This is a genomic window from Pseudomonas sp. efr-133-TYG-5 (genome assembly GCF_030209175.1).
In the GTDB taxonomy this organism is placed as follows: domain Bacteria; phylum Pseudomonadota; class Gammaproteobacteria; order Pseudomonadales; family Pseudomonadaceae; genus Aquipseudomonas.
In genome coordinates this window covers 560718-577360 of the sequence record NZ_JARVSM010000006.1, presented here as the reverse complement: position 1 = coordinate 577360, position 16643 = coordinate 560718, and the positions used below count along the sequence as shown (strand labels likewise).

The following is a 16643-nucleotide window of genomic DNA, read 5'->3' as shown; positions in this document are numbered from 1 at the left end:
AAAAAATCGCCACAGACAAACAGGAAGATATTCAAACAATGTCAAAGGCAACATTGCATTACATCCGGACATTCAAGCAGACAAAGTTGTGATTAATCGAAACTAGAACCGCCAATAAAAAAGGGCGGCGAACTGTAAGTTCGCTGCCCTTTTTACATATTGATAGTCAATCGCCCGGTGTCGCGAGCGCTATCAACCCGACGGTTTTTCACCGTACCAGCGCGGCGTGTAGACCCACTCGCCGCCGCCACTGCGGGCGAAGGTGCACGTGGTCGACGAACCGACCAGCACCATGGTGCGCATGTCCACCTGATCCACCGTCAGCGCCCCCAGCGTGGTCACTCGCAGGGTCTGCCCCGGCCGGCCGATGTCCCGGCCCAGCACCACCGGGGTTTGCGCCGTGCGGTGTTGCCCGACGATTTCCAGCGCCCGCCCCAGCTGCCATGGCCGCGCCTTGGAAATCGGGTTGTAGAAGGCCAAAGCGAGGTCGGCCTGCGCCGCCAGACCCAGGCGTTTCTCGATGATCGACCACGGCTTGAGGTTGTCCGACAGCGACATCACGCAGAAGTCATGACCCAGCGGCGCGCCCGCCTGGGCCGCCGTGGCCAGCGACGCAGACACCCCCGGCAGGATTTCCAGGTCGACGCTGTGCCACGTCGGATCATCCGACTCGTGCAGCGCTTCGAGCACCGCCGCGGCCATGGCGAACACACCCGGGTCACCGGACGACACGACGATCACCGAACGCCCCGCCGCCGCCAGGCGAAAGGCATGCCGGGCGCGCTGCATTTCTTCGCGGTTGTCGGTGCAGTGCTGCACCTGATCGTCGCGGAACGGGCCCGCCATGCGCACGTAGGTTTCGTAGCCGAGCACGTCGGTGGCGCGGGCCAGCTCGGCTTTCACCGCCGGCACCATCAGTTCCGCCGCCCCGGGGCCGAGGCCGATGACCGCCAGGCGTCCGCGCGGGCGGCCGATCCGTGAAACATCCAGTGGCTGTGCGGCCACAGCGACGGCCATGTCAGCGGCGCTGACAATGATCTGCGCTGGCGCGAGCGCATTGTGCGCCAGCTCGGCGATGTCCGCCGCCGCCGGCACGAAGCGCAGCGGCACGGCCAGCTGCAGCGCTACTTCACGCAGCGCCGGGCTGGCCATTTGCGTGTCGGCCGCCACCAGGCAGGCCAGCGATTGCACGGCCACATCGGCCTGGTGCAAGGCGCTGCGAATGCGCGGCAGCAGATCCGCCGTATCGGCATTCACCGCCACCGCCACACTGCGCGGATAAATGCGCAGCTCATTGGCCGCAACCTGACGCGCATCGCTGGCGACATGAATCGCGCGCTGCGCCTGCGGGTCTTGCGGCAATTGCGCCTGATCCAGCCACGGGGCGGCGCCGTCAATGCGCACGCTGTGCCCGGCGAGCAGATCAGAGACAAAGCGCTTGCCCGTCTCCAGGTCAGCGAGGGCATAACCGGCGGGCGGATTGAGCAGGCAAGTGCCGAAACGCAATTCGCCGCTGGTGGTGATCGCCGCCGCGACCTGCAGGTGCGCCGCGATCTCGCGGGCCATGCTGTTGACCCCACCCAGGCCGCCCAGCAGCGGCACCACGGCGGTGCCATCCTCGGCGACGGCCAGCACCGGCGGTTCGGCGCCTTTTTCCAGCAACAGCGGCGCCAGGGTACGAATGACGATGCCGGCGGCGCACAGGGCAATGATCGGCGTGTCCTGCTGGTACAGCGCGCGCAGGGTCGCGCCGAATTCCTGATAGCTGCAGTCGGCGCCGTCGACCCGACCGGCAAGACCGTGGATCTGCGCCGCCGGATAGACCTGCTGGAGGCAGCGGGCAGTGGCCAGGCTGCCCTGGCCGAGAATGACGATGGCCGGAGTCGATGAGGTCATCAGCCTTGCCACCGTTCGCCGGGCACGATAATCAGCGAGAAGTACGGGGACGACATCGGCTCGACCTGATCCAGCGGCACGATCTTCTGATTGGCCATGGTTGCGCGCTCGACGTACAGCGCGCGCTCGGCGAGGCCGAGTTCTTCCAGCACCGCGCGGACTTTGGGGAAGTTGCGCCCCAGCTTCATGATGACCGCCGCGTCGGCATCGGCCAGGCGCCGCTTGAGGTCTTCGTGGGGCAGCACGCCGGACAGCACCGACAGGCTCTGGTTGCGATACACCAGCGGCGCCCCGAGCACCGAGGCGCCGCCGAGCATCGAGCACACGCCCGGCACCACTTCGGCCTCATAGCGCGTCGCCAGGCGATCGTGCAGGTACATGTAGGAGCCGTAGAAGAACGGATCGCCTTCGCAGATCACCGCCACGTCGCGACCGGCATCCAGATGCGCCGCCAGCTCTTCGGCGGCACTGTCGTAGAAATCGCTGATCACCTGCTCGTAGGACAGCGGTGCCGGCAGCGCTTCGGTGGTCACCGGGTACACCAGCGGCAGCAGGTTCTGCGCCGCCTGCAGGTGCGCTTCGATGATGCCGAACGCGTTGCCCTTCTTGCCCTTGGCGACGAAATACGCCACCACCGGCGATTCGCGCAGCAGGCGCAGGGCCTTGACGGTAATCAGTTCCGGATCACCAGGGCCCACGCCGAGGCCGATCAGACGTCCTTTGGCCTGCATCATTCGATCTCCGTAGCCAGGGCATTGACCGCAGCGGCCGCCATGGCGCTGCCGCCGAGCCGGCCCTGCATGATCACGAACGGCACGCCGCGGCTGTCCGCCGCCAGCGCCGCTTTCGACTCGGCAGCGCCGACGAAACCGACCGGGAAGCCGAGGATCAGCGCCGGTTTCGGCGCGCCGGCGTCGAGCATTTCCAGCAGATAGAACAGCGCGGTCGGCGCATTGCCGATCACCACCACGCTGCCGGCCAGGTGCGGCCGCCACAGTTCCAGCGCCGCCGCCGAGCGGGTGTTGCCCAGCTCGCGGGCCAGCTGCGGCACGCTGTCGTCGCGCAGGGTGCAGATCACTGGATTGTTCGCCGGCAACCGGGCGCGGGTCACGCCTTCGGAAACCATCCGCGCATCACAGAGGATCGGCGCACCGGCCGCCAGCGCACCGCGCCCGGCCTGGCCGGCGCCCGCGGAAAATTGCAGACCGTCGACCGCCTCGACCATGCCGCAGGCGTGAATCACCCGCACCGCGAGTTTTTCCAGGTCGGCCGGGATGCGTGCCAGGTTGGCCTCGCTGCGAATGATCGCGAAGGAGTTGCGATAGATCTCCTGACCGTCGCGGATGTAATCAAGCATCAAGGGGGCTCCGTGAGCGGGCAGCGAGCAGGGCCGCCGCCGCTTCGATAGTAAGGTAGTGAGCGTGCAGCGCGCCGAAGCCCGGCTGCGTTGCGTCGCGAAAATACAGGTCATAGCGGCCGGGGCCGACCGCCAGCAAGGTGACCGCGGCCCGGTGCGCCGCGGCGCAGGAACGCGGGCAACCGGACAGGTGCACATCGAGTGCCTGCGGCAACAACGTCGCCAGCCGACGGGCATCGCCCTTGGTGTCGGCCAGGCCTTTGCCGCAACCGAGGCTGCCGGTGCAGGCGATCAGCCGTGACAGTGCGGCGTCGGGGTCGGTCTGCAGGCCCAGATCGGCAAGCCCCTGGCGCACGTCGGCGGCATGCGCCGTGGTCACGTTGGGCAGCAGCAGGCTTTGCCACGCGGTGCAGCGCAGGGTGCCGTCGCCGTACTGCCGGGCCAGGCGGGCCGCACCGCGCAGCTGCGGCGGGTCGAGACGGCCGAGCACCGGCGCGGCGCCGACGTAGTGCAGGCCGACGCTGTTTTGCCGTTGAATGCCCAGGTGCAGCGTTGGCGCCGCCGAGGCGCGTCGCCAGTCATCGATGGGCCGCACCGGCACCCGCGCCGACAGCTGTTGGAGCAGGGCCGGCAGCGGCATTTCATCGAGCAGATGGCGCATCCGCGTCTGTTGCGGCTGCGCCCGTTCGAGAAACAGCTCCAGCACCGCGGCTACCAGGGCCACGCCGTGTTCCAGCGCGACGGCACCGAGCGCAGGCTCCGTCGGGCATCCGGCCAGACCGAACGCCAGCAGTGTTTCAGCGTCGCGCTCGCAGGCTGACAGCCACAGATCGTGGGGATGTTCGAGCATTGCCAGCGCCTCGCCGCCATCCAGCTGCACGGCGAACTTGGCGCTCAGTTCATGGAAACGTGGATGGCTTTGCAGCAGATCGAGGATCTGCCGTGCCAGCGGCCGGGTGTCGACCTGCATCTGCCGGTCGATGCCGGCGGCAGGGCTGAGCATCAGGTTGCGCACATCATCGGCGGCGGCGTTGCGCGGGCCGAGGCCGGCGGCCAGCAGGTGCTCGATCAATGCGGCAGATTGCACGCCGATCCCGCGAATCTGCAGGTTGCCACGATTGGTTGCCTCGATCGCGCCGCCGGCAAAGCGTTCGGCCGCCTCGGCTACCGCGTCGGCCTGAGCGGCGCTGAGCAAGCCGCCATCGAGCTTGATCCGACAGATGCCGCCATCCAGTGCCTGGACGATACGCAGCAACCCCGGGCAGGCCGAGGGGCGTATGGCGGTGGACATCGGGTGATCGTTCAAGGGGCTGGCCGGCTGAGTGGATAGACGCTTCGCGGGCGAAGGCGCGGTATTATGCCTGCTTTGTCCGGCGGCATGAAAAGTCTGCCCGTCGGAACGCCGCGTTTGCGGACACTTTTTTGAGAGGCGACAGATGTCCCCCTGGCTGACGGTAGTAGGAATCGGTGAAGACGGCTTCAAGGGCCTGGGCAAAAACGCCCGGCGGGCCCTGCTGGGCGCCTCGCGGATTGTCGGCGGCCAGCGCCAGCTGGACCTGCTGCCGGTGTGTATCCGCGGCGAGCGCCAGTTGTGGCCGAGTCCGTTTTCCCTCGCCCCGGTGCTCGAGCGGCGCGGCGAGGCGGTGTGCGTGCTGGCCAGCGGCGACCCGATGTTCTACGGCGTCGGCGCCAGCCTCGCCCGGCAGGTGGCGAACGCCGAGATGCTGATCCTGCCCGCGCCGTCTTCCTGCGCACTGGCCGCCGCACGCCTCGGCTGGCCGTTGCAGGACGTGGTCACACTGTCGCTGGTGGCGCGGCCCCTGGCTGCACTCAATGCCCAGCTGTTCAGCGGCGTGCGCCTGTTGGTGCTGAGCAACGACGGTCAGAGCCCGGCGGCAGTCGCGCAACTGTTGCGCGAGCGCGGTTTTGCGGCGAGCCGCATGAGCGTGCTGGAACATCTGGGCGGCGTCGCCGAGCGCCGGGTCGATGGCACCGCCAACGATTGGGACAGCGCCGCCATGGCCGACCTCAACGTGATCGCCATCGAATGCCGCGCCGACGCGCACGCTCCGCGCCTGTCACGCCTTGCCGGGCTGCCCGACTCGGCGTTCGTGCATGACGGCCAACTGACCAAGCGCGACGTGCGCGCCATCACCCTCGCCCGCCTGGCACCGATCCCCGGTGAGCTGCTGTGGGACGTGGGTGGCGGTTGCGGCTCGATCGGTATCGAATGGATGCGCGCGCACCCGAGCTGTCGCGCCATCGCGATCGAGGCGGATGCGGGGCGGCAAGCGTTGATCGAACACAACCGCGATGCGCTGGGCGTGCCCGGCCTGCAACTGATTCGCGGCACGGCCCCGCAGGCCCTCGCCGGCCTGGAACGCCCGGATGCCATTTTCATCGGCGGCGGCGTGACCCGCGCAGGCGTGTTCGAGGCGTGCTGGGAACAGCTCAAGCCCGGCGGCCGGCTGGTCGCCAACGCGGTGACCCTGCAAAGCGAAGCCGCCCTGATGCACTGGCGCGAACGCCACGGCGGCGAACTGACCCGCATCCATGTGGCCCAGGCGCAACCGCTGGGCGAATTCGACACCTGGCGCCAGGCGCTGCCGATCACCCTGCTGGATCTGGTCAAACCCCTCGATGCGTGACGAAACCGCCGAACAACCCGCACCCCTGCGCAGCGGCCTGACCACCGGCAGCTGCGCCACGGCCACCAGCCTCGCCGCCGCCCGCCTGTTGCTCGGCGGCGTTGCCGCGGATGCCGTACAGATCGTCTTGCCCAAGGGCAAGCAGGTGCAGATGCGCCTGGAGTTCTGCCGGTTGAGCGCCGACGGCGCCGAGGCCGGGACCCTCAAGGATGCCGGTGACGACCCCGACGTGACCCACGGCGCCCTGCTCTATTCGCACGTGCGGCTGCTGGCCGAGTCGGGCATTCGCTTCGTCGCCGGCACCGGCGTCGGCACCGTGACCCGCCCGGGGCTGGTGCTGGGCGTCGGCGAACCGGCGATCAACCCGGTGCCGCGCCGGATGATCGGCGAGCACCTCGCACGCCTCGCCGAAGAAACCGGCTATCGCGGCGGCTTCGAGGTCACGGTCAATGTCGAGGGCGGCGCAGCCCTGGCGCTGAAAACCATGAATCCGCGCCTGGGTATTCTCGGCGGTCTGTCGATCCTCGGTACCAGCGGCATCGTCCGGCCGTTTTCCTGCGCCGCCTACATCGCCTCGATCCACCAGGGCATCGACGTGGCCAGAACCAACGGCTATCTGCACATCGCCGCGTGCACCGGCAACGCCAGCGAAGACACCATGCGCCGGGTCTACGACCTGCCGGAAATCGCCCTGATCGAAATGGGCGACTTCGTCGGCGCGGTGCTCAAGCATCTGCGCAAAGTGCCTGTGGATAAACTCAGCCTGTGCGGCGGCTTCGGCAAGATCAGCAAACTGGCGGCCGGGCACATGGATCTGCACTCGCGCCATTCGAGCATCGACCTGCCGCAACTGGCCGACTGGGCGGCGGCGATTGGTGCTGACGATGCGTTGCAGCAAGCCATTCGCGGGGCGAACACCAGTCAGCAGGCGTTGGCGATGGCCACTGCGGCGGGCGTGGCGCTGGGTGATGAGGTCTGCCGTCATGCGCTGCAGTTCGCACGCAGCGTGGTGCCGGCGCAGGTGCAGGTCGAGGTGTTCGCGATTGATCGTCAGGGCGGCATCGTCGGCCATGCGGGGGAGTTTGCATGAAACGGATTCTGTTGCTGGGCGGCGTGACGGAAGCGTTGGCGATCGCGCGTACGTTGGGGCCGGAACACGTTTACAGCCTGGCCGGGGTGGGCCGGGTGCCGACCGACCTGACGTGTCAGGTGCGCGTCGGCGGCTATGGCGGCGCCGCAGGTCTGGCGCAGTTCATTCGCGACGAAGGCATCAACCTGCTGCTCGACGCCACCCACCCTTACGCCGCCCAAATCAGCCAGAACGCCGCCACTGCTGCGCAACTCACCAGCATCCCCTGCTGGGCCCTCCGCCGCCCGGCGTGGCAGCCGCAACCGGGCGATGACTGGCGTGAAGTCGCCGACTGGGCCGAACTGATCAACGCCCTCGAACCCTTCCGCCGTCCCCTGTTCACCCTTGGCCGCGAACCGCTGCAACACCTCGACGAAATCCCTGCGCACCAGTTCTGGACCCTGCGCGCCCTCGACGTTTATCCCGGCAACGAACGCTGCGAAGTCATCGGCGCCCGTGGGCCGTTTCAGTTCGAGGATGAACGGGCGCTGTTCGCACGACGGCAGATCGACGTGCTGATCAGCAAGAACAGCGGCAGCACCGCGACCGAGCCGAAACTGGACGTGGCGCGAGAGCTTGGGGTGCCGGTGATTGTTTTGAGGCGACCGGAGTTGGCGGGGGTTGATCGGGAGTTCAGGAATACGTCTGAAATCCTGGAAGCCCTCTCTACGTCAGATAATTCCTGATTTCGAGCTAATCCTTGATTTGACCGGCAAATTTTCAGGAAACAGCTGACTGTTCGCTCTTGTTACTTCACGTCAAGATTTCGATTCCTTTTATCCCCACAGATTTGCAGCGAGCAAATTCTTGAAGCGCACTGCAGCGCTCAAGAAAAAAGCGGCTTGTCAGTCTGTATCCCAAGGAATACGATTTCGACATGATCGAATTTGAACGATCCCCTGCATTTGCCGATTGGCTCGACTCGATGAAAGACACCAATGGCAAAGCTCGCATCATCGCCAGAATTCGAGGCGCAGAGCATGGAAACATGGGTGATTGCGAGTTCGTTGGCAGTGCCGTTTATGAAATGCGTGTTCATTACGGTCCCGGCTACAGGATGTACTTCACACGTAAAGGCGAAGTGATTTATCTGTTACTGCTGGGGGGCGACAAGTCGACACAAAAACGAGATATCAAACGCGCCATCCAGTTGGCGCAAAGCATCGGTAATGAGGAGTAAGTCATGACCGAAAAATTCACCCGCTTCGACGCTGCAGAGTTTCTTAAAACGCCGGAGGAAATGGCGGCTTACCTGGACGCTTGTTTTGACGAAGATGCTGGCGACGGCGTTCTCATCCGTGCAGCCCTTAATGACATTGCCCGCGCCCAAGGCATGACCCAGGTTGCACGAGATGCAGGGCTGGGTCGTGAAAGCCTTTATAAAGCGCTGAGCAGCAATGGAAATCCGGAATTCGCGACTATCATGAAAGTTATGAAGGCGCTGGGTTTGCGGTTGCATGCCGTAGCAGGGTGAATCCTCTGCGACACCAAACCGCACTACGCTTTTTTACTTATCGGCCCTGATCAGGCTAAATAGCCGCGCCTGATCGCCCACCCGACGGATCTGTCCCATGAACCGACACCGGCTTGCCATTGCCTGGATCGCCTGCTTTGCAGTGCTGTTCAACATGCTCGCCATGCCGATGACGGGAGCGATGGCGCAGGCGGCGCAAACGCCGGCCGAGCAGTTGCTGTGGAGCAGTTTCTGCACCGGCAGCGGGACGAAGATGGTGGCGATCGACATCGGCACCACGACACAGAAAACCCCGCTCAACGACACCCATTCGACCATGCAGCATTGCTGGTGCTGCTCGGGCTCGGCGCCGGTGGTGGCATTGCCGGGGCATTCGCCGCAGCTGTATTTCGCCCAGTACGCAAGCAATCGCAGCGTGGCGCCCACCCTGCTGCAAGCCCCGACACCGCGCCAGCAATGGCCGAGCCTCAATCCCCGCGCCTCTCCTCTGGTCTGATTTGTTCGCGCAATTGACCTGCGTTTCAAATCGTTCTGGAGAACCGCCATGTTGAACAAATTCATCGTCATCGCTGCGCTGTTGCTGCCGGCGTGCTTCGCCCATGCCCACGAATACAAGGCCGGCGAGCTGGAAATCGCCCACCCGTGGTCGCAGGAACTGCCGCCCAATGCGCCGACCGTCGCCGCTTATTTCGTCATCAGCAATCCCGGCAAGACCGACGACCGGCTGCTCAGCGTCGACTCGCCGATCACCGCTGAAGCGCAACTGCATGAGCATGTGATGCAGGGCGACCTGATGAAAATGCAGCAGGTGCCCAACGTGGTGATTCCTGCCGGTGGCAAGGTGACGTTCGCGCCGATGGCGTATCACGTGATGCTGCTCAATCCGACCGACCGTAGCCTGCTCAGCGATGGCAAGCGCTTTCCGCTGACCCTGCATTTCGAGAAGGCCGGTGACGTCACCGTTGAAGTCGCCGTGCAGAAGAAACCGCCGGAAACCACGCAGGCCCACGCGCACGCTCAGTAACCGATCCGGCTGACTTCGCCCATGCGCCCGCTGAGCGCCAGGCCCTCCCGGCATCGCCGTCAGACTCAATACCTGACGCGCGGCAGCTGGATCGCCCTGTTCGCCATGTTGATGATCTTCATCGGCCCACTGATTTCTCAGTCGATGCCGATGGATCAGCACGCCTCGCCCTCCATGCCAATGCGCATGGACATGGCGATGGACATGCCGGGCATGGATCACTCCGCGCATGAAGCAACCCCTTCGGCCGAGCACTGCCCGCCGCAATCCTCACACCATGTGCTGTGGGAAAAATGCGGCTATTGCAGCCTGCTGTTCAATTGCCCGGCGCTGACCGGCGGGGGCGATAGTGTCGCCTTCAATATCCCGCCGCTAAACACCTTCACCCCACCCTCCCCGCGCCTGGGCCACGCCCGGCAGACCTTCTTCCCCGGCGCCCGCACCCGCGCCCCGCCCGTCGCAGCGTAGACACCCACCTCTGATTGCACACGGTTGAGAAGACAGCTCCAGGCTGCCGGCCGTGTCGTTTACGACTGTTTGATGGAAATTGTCATGTCCAGGTTTGCTGCTGTTCCACGCCCGGGCTGTGCCCCGGCCTCCTTTGCCCTGAACGAATCCCGCGTTCGCTTCAGGCACGCTAGCGCCGTCCTTTGCGGTGTCCTGCTGGCCCCGCTGGTCCACGCCGACGAACACGTCGGCCACGCTGACGAACTGAGCCCGACGGTGATCACCGCCGTTGCCCCGAGCTCGCCGCTGACCATCGTCACCAACCCGAAAGACCCGCGCCAACCGGTGCCGGCCAGCGATGGCGGCGATTATCTGAAGACCATTCCCGGCTTCGCCCTGGTGCGCAACGGCGGCACCAACGGTGACCCGGTGCTGCGCGGCATGTTCGGCTCGCGCCTGAACATCCTCACCAACGGCAGCCTGATGCTCGGTGCCTGCCCCGGCCGGATGGACGCGCCGACCTCGTACATCTCGCCCGAGACCTACGACAAGCTCACCGTGATCAAGGGCCCGCAAACCGTGCTCTACGGCCCCGGCGCATCCGCCGGCACAATCCTCTTCGACCGCGAGCCGGAACACTTCGGCGAACTCGGCAGCCGCGTGAACGCCAGCGTGCTGGCCGGTTCCAACGGACGCTTCGACAAAGTCGTGGATGCCGCCGCTGGCGGGTCGCTGGGCTACGTACGGGTGATCGGCAACACCGCGCATTCCGACGACTACCGCGACGGCAACCACGACAGCGTTGCCTCGCGCTACGACAAGTGGAACGGTGATATCGCGGTGGGCTGGACCCCGGACGCCGACACCCTGATCGAACTCACCGCCGGCAAGGGCGACGGTGAAGCACGCTACGCCGGGCGCGGCATGGACGGTGCGCAATTCCTGCGCGAAAGCCTCGGCCTGCGCTTGGAGAAATCCAACCTCAGCGAGGTGCTGGAGAAACTCGAAGCGCAGGTCTACTACAACTACGCCGACCACGTGATGGACAACTACACCCTGCGCACGCCATCCGGCACCGGGATGATGGCCGGGCCGATGGCATCCAACGTCGACCGCCGCACCCTCGGCGCACGGATCAAGGCGACCTGGCGCTGGGCCGACATTCAGCTGATCAGCGGCCTCGATGCGCAGACCGACGAGCATCGTCAGCGCAGCGCCATGGGCATCGATACCTACAAGGACCTGCCCTACAGCAAGGATGCCGATTTCCATAACTACGGCGTGTTCGGCGAGATGACCTGGTACGCCGCCGACCGCGACCGGCTGATCGGCGGTGCCCGGGTCGACCGCGCCTCGGCCAGGGATTTCCGCCAGAGCAGCGGTTCGGGAATGATGTCGCGGCCGAATCCGACCGCTGGCGATACCCGTGCCGATACCCTGCCGAGCGGCTTCGTGCGTTACGAGCATGACCTGGCCGACAGCCCGACCACGCTCTACGCCGGCCTCGGCCACGCGCAGCGGTTCCCGGATTACTGGGAGCTGTTCTCGCCCAATTCCGGCCCGGCCGGTTCGGTCAATGCGTTCGATTCGATCAAGCCGGAAAAGACCACCCAGCTCGACTTTGGCGTCAACTACAAGAGCGCCGACCTTGAAGCCTGGGCTTCGGGCTACATCGGCCAGGTCCGCGATTACATCCTGTTCGACTACACCCCGGGGATGATGGGCATGAGCACTTCGCGCGCCGAGAACATCGACGCGCGGATCATGGGCGGCGAACTCGGTGCCGCTTACGCACTCACCGATAACTGGAAAGCCGATGCGACCCTGGCCTACGCCTGGGGCAAGAACAGCAGCGACGGCAAGGCCCTGCCGCAGATGCCGCCGCTGGATGCGCGCTTCGGCCTGACCTACAGCGAAGACAACTGGAGCGCCGGCGCCCTGTGGAGGGTGGTTGCCGCGCAAAACCGTATCGACCAGAACAAAGGCAACGTGGTCGGCAAGGACTACGACAAGAGTTCGGGCTTCGGCGTGTTCTCACTCAACGGTGCCTATCGGATCAACAAAAACTGGAAGGTCAGCAGCGGCGTCGACAACCTGTTCGGCAAGGCTTACGCCGAGCACCTGAACCTGGCGGGCAACGCCGGGTTCGGCTACCCCGCCAACGACCCGCAAGCCATCAACGAACCGGGGCGCACGCTCTGGACCAAGGTGGACATGAGTTTCTAACACCCACCCATGTGGGAGCGAGCCCGCTCGCGAAGGGGACGGCACATCCAGCATGGATGTCGTCTGGCAGGACGCCTTCGCGATCAGGCTCGCTCCCACAGGTAATGCGGTGCAGCAACTTGAATGAACAACTAGAAGATCCAAGCCAAGCGGAGCACACGTGATGAAACAGCCCAAACCGAATTTCTACAACCTGGCCTGGCGTTGGCATTTTTATGCCGGATTGTTCGTCGCGCCGTTCATGGTGATGCTGGCCCTGACCGGCATCATTTACCTGTTCAAACCGCAACTCGATGCGCTGATGTACAGCAGCCTGCTCAACGTTCCGGCGGGGCATCACACGGTGCCGGCCGACGACTTGCTGCAAAAGGTAAGAAGCGCTTACCCACAGGGTCAGGTCAGCCAGTACCTGCCGCCCGTGAACGCCGAACGCAGCGCGCAATTCGTGGTGAAAAATGCCGGCCACGAACTGAATGTGTTCGTCGATCCGTACCACGGCGACATCCTCGGCGAACAGGACGCCAAGCAGAACCTGCAAGCCATCGCCCGGGCGATCCACGGCGAACTGATGATCGGCACCGTCGGTGACCGCCTCATCGAAATGGCCGCCGGCTGGGGCGTGGTGCTGGTGGTGTCCGGGGTTTTCCTGTGGTGGCCGCGCGGTCAGGCGGCGGGGATTCTCTGGCCACGCCTGAGCAGTCGCGGCCGCGTGCTGTGGCGTGACCTGCACGCCGTCACCGGGTTCTGGGGCGCGGCGTTGCTGCTGGTGATGCTGCTCAGCGGCATGACCTGGACCGGCTTCTGGGGCAAACAGTACGCCCAGGTCTGGAACGTGTTCCCGGCGGCGATGTGGGACAACGTGCCGACCTCCGACGTCGAGGCCGGCAGTCTCAACAACGCCGCCCGCCAGACCGTGCCCTGGGCGATGGAAAACACGCCGATGCCGATGTCCGGCGACCACGCCGAACACATGGCCCACGGCGGCATGCAACATGGCCCCGCCGCGCCGACGATCAGCCTGCAGGACGTGCAGAACATCGCGCTGCAACGCCAGGTCGAACCGGGCTACAGCATCACCCTGCCGACCACCGCCACCGGCGTGTTCACCATCGCCGTGTTCGCCGACGATCCACGCAACGACGCTACTCTGCATGTCGACCAGTACACCGGCAAGGTCCTCGCCGATGTGCGTTTCGAGCAGTACGGTGCAGTGGCGCGGGCCACGGAAATCGGCGTGATGCTCCACGAAGGCAAGATGTTCGGCACTTTCAACCAGATCATCGTGCTGCTGATCTGCCTGATGATCCTGCTCAGCGCTGTCAGTGGTGTGGTGATCTGGTGGAAGCGTCGTCCGCAAGGCAGATTTGGCGTACCACCGCTGCGCCACGACCTGCCGAAGTGGAAAACCGGCGTGGCGATCATGCTGGTGCTGGCAGTGGTGTTTCCGCTGGTGGGAGCGTCGCTGGTGGTGGTGTGGCTATTGGACCGAATCCTGTTGGCTCGTCTGAGCCGCAGGGCGTACGCCAACTGAGCGGGTGATTGACGCAGGCGCGAGCGCCGGGGGCGATCGCGCCCGCGCTTGCGCGCATTAACAATTGCCGACCTTGAGTCTGCCGCCGCAGTTGTTCAGTAACGGGATTTGAGTGATGTCCACATCCACTTTCTGAAAAAGGGGGAACCCATCGCTTTTTTGACAACTGACAGTAATCGTACACGTACGAAAACCTGCTGGCCTGGCCATGGGCACAGAGCCGCTCGAAGGGTTGCTGACTTGATTGCACGTCTTGCGTGCACCCGTGTTGGCTTCCCATTCCTGCATGCAATCGCGAAACTCGTCAGCCGCCAGCACGGCCCGGCCCAAGCCGAGCCCCGCCATCAGGATGAACAGGATTGCCGTTGTCGTGACTTTCATTGCGCTGCTCCTTGTCTGCTGAACACGCGAGCGCGTGCGCCCTCAATCTAATGCCTGCGGAGCCCTCAGCAGCACTGTCATAAATGACAGTTATTCAGAGTGTTTTGCTATAGCGCAGCTAACTTCTCGGCATAGTCTGGTCTCACAGGCTATTGATCGATCCTGGATTCCGTTCATGTTCATCATGAAACACGCGAGATGCGCGAACTAGACAGATCTTTAAACTGCCGGGGCTTAAGCTCCGGCAGTTTTTAGTGTTACTGTATAACGCAAATATGCCGCCCGACCCGTCGCCTCGCGCTACGGGTTTTCTTTTGCAGAAGTGATTCTCCGGTCCAATGAACAAGTATTTCCTGTCCAGTCTGTGCCTGCTCGCGTGGCACCAGGCGCAGGCCGACGGCACTGCCCTGACGCTGCCCGCCGGCACCATCTCCGCGCCGGCGATCGACGCCGAAACCGTCAGCCTGACCACCCCGACCTCCGCCGGTTCGCGCCTGAACCTCACGGCCATGGACACCCCAGCCAGCGTCGAAAGCCTCAGCGGCGAACAGGTCCGCGCCCGTGGCGATCGCAGCGTGCAGGACGCGGTGTCGCGCAGCACCGGCATCAGTCGCACCGGCACGCCGGGCGATGGCGGCACGTCGTTGCAGGCTCGCGGCTTTACCGGGCAGAGCTCGGTGATGCAGCTGTATGACGGCAACCGTCTGTACAGCGGCATGGGCACTGTGACGTTCCCGGTCGACACTTGGGCGGTGGAGCGTGTCGACGTGCTGCGCGGCCCGGCCTCGGTGCTGTACGGCGAAGGCGCGACCGGCGCGGTGGTCAACGTGATCCCGAAGAAGCCGTTCGCGGGCGACATCGAAAACCACGTGCGCGTCGGCTACGGCTCGTTCGACAGTCAGCAGCAGGCGTTCGACAGCGGCGGTTCGCTGACCGACACCCTGAGCTATCGCCTCAACCTCAATCGCCTGCGCAGCAACGGTTGGGTCGATCGCGGTGATGCGTCCAGCGACTTCATCAGCGCCGCCCTGCGCTGGCAGGCCAGCGATGACCTGACCTTCACCCTCGCCCACGACTACGGCGACCAGCGCCCGCAGAACTACTTCGGTACACCACTGATCAATGGCCAGTTGAAGGACAGCCTGCGCAACAGGAACTACAACGTGCGCGACGACAAACAGCACTACAACGATCAATGGACGCGCCTGACCACGGATTGGCAGATCAACGATGCCGTCAGCGCCAGCAACGAGCTGTACTACCTCAAGGCCCAACGTCGCTGGCAGAACGCCGAGAACTACAACTTCGATACTGACAGCCAGCAACTCAGCCGCAGTGGTTACTTCGGCATCGGCCACAAACAGGAACAGGTCGGCGACCGCCAGATCTTCACCTTCAGGCACTCGCTGTTCGGCCTCGACAGCCAGACCGTGACCGGTGTCGACTACAACCGCATCCGCTTCCAGCTCGACAGCAACTCGCCGTTCAACGATGTGCCGGGCGGCCAGCCGCTGGATCGGTATCACCCGCAAAGCGGTTATTTCCAGAGCGCCGATCCGTATCGCGATCAGTTCGACAGCACCACCAAACAGATGTCGGCGTTCGCCGAAAACCGCACGCAACTGAGCGAGCGCTGGTCGCTGGTGACCGGCGTGCGCCGCGACTACGTGCATGTGGACCGCAACAACCTGGTCGACGGCAGCCAGAGCGACAAGACCCTGACCGGCAACAACTGGAAGGCCGGCCTGGTGTTCGCGCTGACGGCGGACACCTCGTTCTACGGCCAGGTCGCGACCAGCACCGATGGCATCGGCGGCCTGATTTCCCTGAGCCCGAGCCAGCAGCAATATGACTTGTCCACCGCGCGGCAAACCGAGATCGGCCTGAAGCAACTGTTCTGGGAGCAGCGCGGCGAGTTCACCCTGGCCGCGTATCGCATCGTCAAGAAGAAGCTGCTGACCGACGATCCGGGCAATCCGACGCTCAAGCAACAGGTCGGTCAGCAATCGTCGAACGGCCTGGAAGCCAGCCTCGATCTGCAACTGCCACATGCCTGGCAACTGCAAGCCAACGCCGCGCTCGTCAAAGCCAGGTACGACGATTTCGAAGAAGTGGTCGGTGGCGTGCCGGTGTCGCGTAATGGCAATCGTCCGGTGGACGTGCCGCGGCGCACCGCCAATCTGTGGCTGAGCAAGGCGCTGACCGATGACCTGAAAGCCGGCGCCGGTGTGCGCTATGTCGATGCGCGCTACGCCGACATGGCCAACCGCAACGAGCTGCCGAGCTACACCGTGGTCGATGCAACGCTGTCGTGGCAAGCCTTGCGCAACACCACGCTGGGTTTGCAGGTGAACAATCTGTTTGACCGGACGTATGCGCAAAGCCAATACAATGAGGGCCAGCAGTGGATTCTGGGTGAGCCGCGTTCGTTCTTTGTCACGGCTGACTACGCCTTTTGAGGTACTGGACCCTTTCGCGGGCAGGCTCGCCCCCACTTGCGCAATGCATTTCCCGGTGGGCGCGAGCTGCT

16 protein-coding genes are annotated in these 16643 nt (G+C 64.6%); 11 read left to right on the top strand and 5 right to left on the bottom strand.

Annotated elements, in window-relative coordinates; all coding sequences use genetic code 11:
- Nucleotides 1-192: 192 nt before the first annotated feature.
- The 4 genes from cobJ to cobG are packed head-to-tail and all read right to left on the bottom strand — an operon-like array spanning nucleotide 193 to nucleotide 4544.
- A complete protein-coding gene (cobJ, locus tag QRN70_RS21515) occupies nucleotides 193-1896 on the bottom strand; it encodes a precorrin-3B C(17)-methyltransferase (RefSeq protein WP_285419904.1) in 1704 nt (567 codons plus the stop codon).
- A complete protein-coding gene (locus tag QRN70_RS21510; protein ID WP_502941643.1) occupies nucleotides 1896-2630 on the bottom strand; it encodes a precorrin-2 C(20)-methyltransferase in 735 nt (244 codons plus the stop codon). Before QRN70_RS21510 ends, cobJ begins: the two co-directional genes overlap by 1 nt.
- Nucleotides 2627-3253: a precorrin-8X methylmutase gene (locus QRN70_RS21505; RefSeq protein WP_285419903.1), complete on the bottom strand. Its 627-nt coding sequence runs from the start codon at nucleotides 3251-3253 to the stop codon at nucleotides 2627-2629. The genes QRN70_RS21510 and QRN70_RS21505 overlap by 4 nt, the downstream gene beginning before the upstream one ends.
- A complete protein-coding gene (gene cobG, locus QRN70_RS21500; protein WP_285419902.1) occupies nucleotides 3246-4544 on the bottom strand; it encodes a precorrin-3B synthase in 1299 nt (432 codons plus the stop codon). The genes QRN70_RS21505 and cobG overlap by 8 nt, the downstream gene beginning before the upstream one ends.
- Before the next feature lie 145 nt (nucleotides 4545-4689).
- Here cobG and cbiE point away from each other — a divergent pair, with 145 nt between their 5' ends.
- From cbiE to QRN70_RS21450, 10 genes are all read left to right on the top strand, one after another.
- Complete coding sequence (gene cbiE / locus QRN70_RS21495; protein WP_285419901.1) at nucleotides 4690-5901, top strand: precorrin-6y C5,15-methyltransferase (decarboxylating) subunit CbiE; 1212 nt, start codon at nucleotides 4690-4692, stop codon at nucleotides 5899-5901.
- Nucleotides 5894-6991, top strand: a complete 1098-nt coding sequence (locus QRN70_RS21490; RefSeq protein WP_285419900.1) for a cobalt-precorrin-5B (C(1))-methyltransferase — start codon at nucleotides 5894-5896, stop codon at nucleotides 6989-6991. Before cbiE ends, QRN70_RS21490 begins: the two co-directional genes overlap by 8 nt.
- Nucleotides 6988-7716 (top strand): cobalt-precorrin-6A reductase, encoded by a 729-nt coding sequence (locus QRN70_RS21485; protein WP_285419899.1) that lies wholly within the window; start codon nucleotides 6988-6990, stop codon nucleotides 7714-7716. Before QRN70_RS21490 ends, QRN70_RS21485 begins: the two co-directional genes overlap by 4 nt.
- A 191-nt stretch (nucleotides 7717-7907) precedes the next feature.
- Nucleotides 7908-8210, top strand: coding sequence for a type II toxin-antitoxin system RelE/ParE family toxin (locus tag QRN70_RS21480; RefSeq protein ID WP_285419898.1), 303 nt, complete (start codon nucleotides 7908-7910; stop codon nucleotides 8208-8210).
- A gap of 3 nt (nucleotides 8211-8213) precedes the next feature.
- Complete coding sequence (locus tag QRN70_RS21475; RefSeq protein ID WP_285419897.1) at nucleotides 8214-8504, top strand: addiction module antidote protein; 291 nt, start codon at nucleotides 8214-8216, stop codon at nucleotides 8502-8504.
- A gap of 97 nt (nucleotides 8505-8601) precedes the next feature.
- Nucleotides 8602-9000, top strand: coding sequence for a DUF2946 domain-containing protein (locus QRN70_RS21470; protein ID WP_285419896.1), 399 nt, complete (start codon nucleotides 8602-8604; stop codon nucleotides 8998-9000).
- 48 nt (nucleotides 9001-9048) lie between these two features.
- Entirely contained in the window at nucleotides 9049-9528 is a 480-nt protein-coding gene (locus QRN70_RS21465) for a copper chaperone PCu(A)C (RefSeq protein ID WP_285419895.1), read from the top strand.
- Between the two features lie 21 nt (nucleotides 9529-9549).
- Entirely contained in the window at nucleotides 9550-9996 is a 447-nt protein-coding gene (locus QRN70_RS21460; RefSeq protein WP_285419894.1) for a DUF2946 domain-containing protein, read from the top strand.
- 84 nt (nucleotides 9997-10080) lie between these two features.
- Nucleotides 10081-12201 (top strand): TonB-dependent copper receptor, encoded by a 2121-nt coding sequence (locus tag QRN70_RS21455; protein ID WP_285419893.1) that lies wholly within the window; start codon nucleotides 10081-10083, stop codon nucleotides 12199-12201.
- 163 nt (nucleotides 12202-12364) lie between these two features.
- Complete coding sequence (locus QRN70_RS21450; RefSeq protein ID WP_285419892.1) at nucleotides 12365-13732, top strand: PepSY-associated TM helix domain-containing protein; 1368 nt, start codon at nucleotides 12365-12367, stop codon at nucleotides 13730-13732.
- A 57-nt stretch (nucleotides 13733-13789) separates the two neighbouring features.
- Here QRN70_RS21450 and QRN70_RS21445 read toward each other — a convergent pair whose 3' ends face one another.
- Nucleotides 13790-14113, bottom strand: a complete 324-nt coding sequence (locus QRN70_RS21445; protein WP_285419891.1) for a hypothetical protein — start codon at nucleotides 14111-14113, stop codon at nucleotides 13790-13792.
- A gap of 338 nt (nucleotides 14114-14451) precedes the next feature.
- On the opposite strand from QRN70_RS21445, the gene QRN70_RS21440 reads away from it, so the two are divergent.
- Complete coding sequence (locus QRN70_RS21440) at nucleotides 14452-16572, top strand: TonB-dependent receptor (RefSeq protein ID WP_285419890.1); 2121 nt, start codon at nucleotides 14452-14454, stop codon at nucleotides 16570-16572.
- The last annotated feature ends 71 nt before the right edge of the window (nucleotides 16573-16643 follow it).